Raw genomic sequence first — 3690 nt, 5'->3', positions numbered from 1 at the left:
GGGGACGGCGCGGGGGACGGCGCGGGGGACGGCGCGGCTGCGTCCGAACCCCCGCCGCAGGCGGCTAGCGCCGCGGAACTGGCGACGCCGAACAGCAGCCGACGACGCAACGGCTGCGGCGAGCCGGTGCCGGATGAGTTGCTGGTGAAGCGGGTGATCATCGTATGACTTCCTGGTGGGGACCATTGCAGTGTGTCCGCATTGGCAGCCGCCGCCCAGCGACCGAGTGTTGCGGTATGTAAGCCCGAAGTTGCGGCGCTGTGGCTTTGAATCGCCTTGGAGCGCCGTCACTGGCGTACGGGCGGTGCGATACCAATTGTCACATCTGCAACAGGTTCGGTTACGTCTGTTGCGGCGGCGATCCGCAAGACTGTCGACGCTGACCGGCAATGCGGCGTCTTGTCCGTTCGAGAGTCGGACCGACGGATGTTGATTCAGCGCTGCCAGGTGCGGTTGGCGATCGCTTTCCAGTGGAGTTTCAGCATGAACGATGACTCAGGCGGGATACTTTGCCAGGCACGCAAGCAGCTTGAATTGCGGCGACGGCTGACGATGGCGCTCGCCATGACGGCCACGCTGCCCGGACTGTCTGCATGCGGCGGCGGCTCGGACGTCGGGGCGCCCACGCCCGCGCCCACACCGCCGCCCCCGACGCCTCCCGCACCGCCGTTGGCAGGGGGCTTCGACCGCTATGTGAGCGCATTGCCGACCAGTGACCTGGTGCGCTCGTGGATTTCCACGATCTTCAACTTCGGGATTCGCCGCGTTGGCTACCCGGCCGACCCGCTGACCACCGACTTCGCCGCTTCGATGCTGGCGTCCATGGGCGTGCAGGTCAGCACCCAGGACGTACCGCTGAAGCGCTGGGACACGGTCGAAGGTCAGACCAGCGTGGAAGTATGCGTGGGCAACTCATGCGTCAAGTACGCAGCGTTTCCCACCGTCACCAGCCGTAAGACAACGACACGGCAGGGCGCGCTGGTCCGCTACCAGGACGCCAACACGGCGGTGACCGGCAAGGTGGTGTTGCTCGACTATCCGATGTCACGCTTTGCACCCGGTGCGCTGCAGAGTCGCGCCGACTGGGTCTACGACCCGGACAACGACATCAACAAGACCGTACATCCCAATTCGCGGCCACAGACCTCGAATGCCGGCAAGACGCTCGCCAGCATCCTGCTCAAGCAGCCGCTGGCGGTGATCGCTGCGCTCGACGACTTCATCGATACGCCGTACATCTATGGTGCGCACTCGGCCGCACCCTATGACCGCGACATACCCATCGTGTGGGTCAGTCCGTCGACGCGCCAGTCGATCGGCGCGCAACTGCAGGGCGCAAGCGCAAACGCGCAGGTCAGCGTGCTGTCGAGCGAGACCGCGGTCGTTTCCCGAAACGTGATCGGCCGGCTTGCCTCCGGCCGCACCGATCAGGTGGTGCTGATCGGCTCGCACCACGATGCGCCCTTCATGGGCGCCACCGAGGATGCGGCCGGTACTGCGCTGGTGCTGGCGCAGGCGGCCTACTGGTCCAAGGTGCCTGCGGCGGAGCGTCCTTTCGAGTTCCTGTTCCTGCTCAATGCCGGCCACATGCAGGTCAGCGCCGGCTGCGAAGCCTTCGTGGCGGCCAATGCGGCGCTGCTGCCGCGCGTAGTGCTTGACGTACATCTGGAGACGCCCTGCCAGGAGTTCGACATCGACGCCAACGGCCAATTGGTCGATCTCGGTCGTGTCGAGCCACACTGGATCTACACCAGCCGCAATCCGACCTTGCAGGCGGCGCTGAAGGCCGCAATACAAGCCGAGGACTACCGGCGCACGATGATGGTGCCGCCAGAGGAGTTTGGTGACGGACCGCCAAGCGATGCCAAGGCCTTGTGGAAAGCCGGTGTGCCGGTCATGTCGCACATCTCAAACCCGGTGTACTACCTGAGCATCGCCGACACGCTCGACAAGGTGAATCCGGCCAGCCTCGACAAGGTCACTCGCTACGTGGCGCGCACGCTCTGGGCGCTGCAGGGAACAACGGCGGCGCAGATGCGTGCTGGCATCGTGCCGGGCTGAGAACGCCGGAGGCCGTCGCCGGGCCTGCGCGTCCGGCCAGTGCGGCACGGGTCTCGCCCGCTGAAGCGCCCCGAGCCGCAGCGGCGGTCGAGTCCGCTCAGGCTTGATCGGTCGCGGCCACCCCGGTACCTCCCCGCCGCGTCCAGGCGACCGCTATGACGACTTGCTCTGGCCTCGCTTTTGTTGCGACGCAGCCCGCTGCATAGCCTCTTTGCAGGGCGTCGACAACTGCTCCTTGTTTTCCGACAGGCACTTGCGGATGCGGCCGTCGCCGCGCTGCACTGACGCGCAGAACCGTTCCACGTCCGCCTTGCAGGCCTGTTGCGCAGCCCCCTTGGACGGTTCGGCGGCTGTAGCCGACGTGATTGCCAGAGCGCCGATGCCCAGCATCGCGCACGTTAAGCCCTTGATCATCATGCTCTCCTTGGTGAGGTTGGCCCATGGCGGCATGGGCGGGCCCCGGCTTGCGCCGCTGACGTCGGACCCTGACGACTTGCGCATCGGTCCTGCCGCCGCGGCCGCCTGCCGGTGGGGTCGCGCTCGCCAACGGCGCGCGGCGACCTGAAGCAAGCCCGGGGCAGCCGGCCGCTCCGGACCAGTCTGTCGTCGGTCATTGCGGGCTGGACGACGCAGAGGTGCCCGCCATCAGGCTGACGACCCGGAAGCCGTTCTTGGTTTCCTCGTCGGTGGGCGCCACATTGCGGACGAAGCGGTAGCCGAGTTGCGTGCCGCCGCTGTCGCCCGTGCTGTAGGACTCGCCGCGAACGGCAAAGGCGCCGCTGCGAACGGTTTCGGTCCACTCGCCGACGTTACCCATCTGGTCGAAGGTGCCCCACGGGCCTGGCGAGTTCTTGAAGTCGCCGACGTTGGTGCGCAGGAAGCCGGGCAGGCTGTAGGCGTTGTTCTGGAAGAAGTTGGCGTTGTTGCCGGGATCGGGCGTGAGCAACTGGTTGCTCGGGGTCGTATTGCTGCGCGTGCCGAACGACCAGTACTTGTTGGCCGCGGTGATGGTGGGGTCGAAGTAGGCCGCCTTGTACCACTCGTTCTCGGTGGGCAGCGCGAAACGGGCGCCGGGGCTGCGCGTCACCGCGAGCAAGGCCGTGTCGGTGGTGGCGCCGTCGAGCGTATAGGCGCCGCGCTCGGTGGTTGCGGGGCCCTGCGCGCCAATCGGCTGACCATTGTGGAGCCAGTTGACGAAGCGTGCTGCATCGCCCCAGCTGATGAAATTGATCGGGCGGTCGGCGTAGTCGGCGGCCACCGAGTAAGCGTAGTTGCCCGAGCTGCCCGTGCGCTGAATGCGCGGCCCGGTCGGCCAGGTCGACATGTCGCTCGAATTGGAGGCGTACAGGCCGTAGGGATCGGTGCGGGCAACGGCATTGAGGAAGGCGGTGTACTGGCCCGCGGTGACCTCGAAGGTGCCGATGGCGTAGCTGTAGCTGACGGCACCGTAGTCAGTGCGGGTATCGGCGGGGTTGCCGGGGCTCCCGACCTGCTGCATGGGCAGCGAGACGATCGCGCTGGTGCCGGGCAGGCGCGCCTTGAAGAAGGCCCACACCACTTCGGCAAACTCGATATCGCGGTTCTGGATGCCGCTCGTGGGGCTGGGGTTCACGAGCACGATTTGGCTGG

At 66.6% G+C, this 3690-nt stretch carries 3 protein-coding genes; 1 reads left to right on the top strand and 2 read right to left on the bottom strand.

Annotated features, from left to right (window positions below; genetic code table 11):
- The first annotated feature begins 426 nt into the window (after positions 1–426).
- Positions 427–2061: a M28 family metallopeptidase gene (locus ACOVRJ_RS21505; RefSeq protein WP_422045862.1), complete on the top strand. Its 1635-nt coding sequence runs from the start codon at positions 427–429 to the stop codon at positions 2059–2061.
- Between the two features lie 153 nt (positions 2062–2214).
- Here the strand turns inward: ACOVRJ_RS21505 and ACOVRJ_RS21500 are convergent, their stop codons facing one another.
- Together ACOVRJ_RS21500 and ACOVRJ_RS21495 are read right to left on the bottom strand one after the other, a co-directional pair.
- Positions 2215–2475, bottom strand: a complete 261-nt coding sequence (locus tag ACOVRJ_RS21500) for a cysteine rich repeat-containing protein (RefSeq protein ID WP_422045861.1) — start codon at positions 2473–2475, stop codon at positions 2215–2217.
- A gap of 196 nt (positions 2476–2671) precedes the next feature.
- On the bottom strand, positions 2672–3690 hold a 1019-nt coding region (locus ACOVRJ_RS21495), incomplete at its 5' end, for a formylglycine-generating enzyme family protein (protein WP_422045860.1).

The sequence above is a fragment of the Roseateles sp. genome (assembly GCF_049240545.1).
Lineage (GTDB): Bacteria > Pseudomonadota > Gammaproteobacteria > Burkholderiales > Burkholderiaceae_C > Paucibacter_A.
This window is presented reverse-complemented; position numbering and strand designations above follow the sequence as displayed.

Bases quoted from the DNA above. Each gene is read 5' to 3' on its own strand.
- ACOVRJ_RS21505 (WP_422045862.1), top strand. From the start codon at position 427: ATGTTGATTCAGCGCTGCCAGGTGCGGTTGGCGATCGCTTTCCAGTGG.
- ACOVRJ_RS21500 (WP_422045861.1), bottom strand. From the start codon at position 2,475: ATGATCAAGGGCTTAACGTGCGCGATGCTGGGCATCGGCGCTCTGGCA.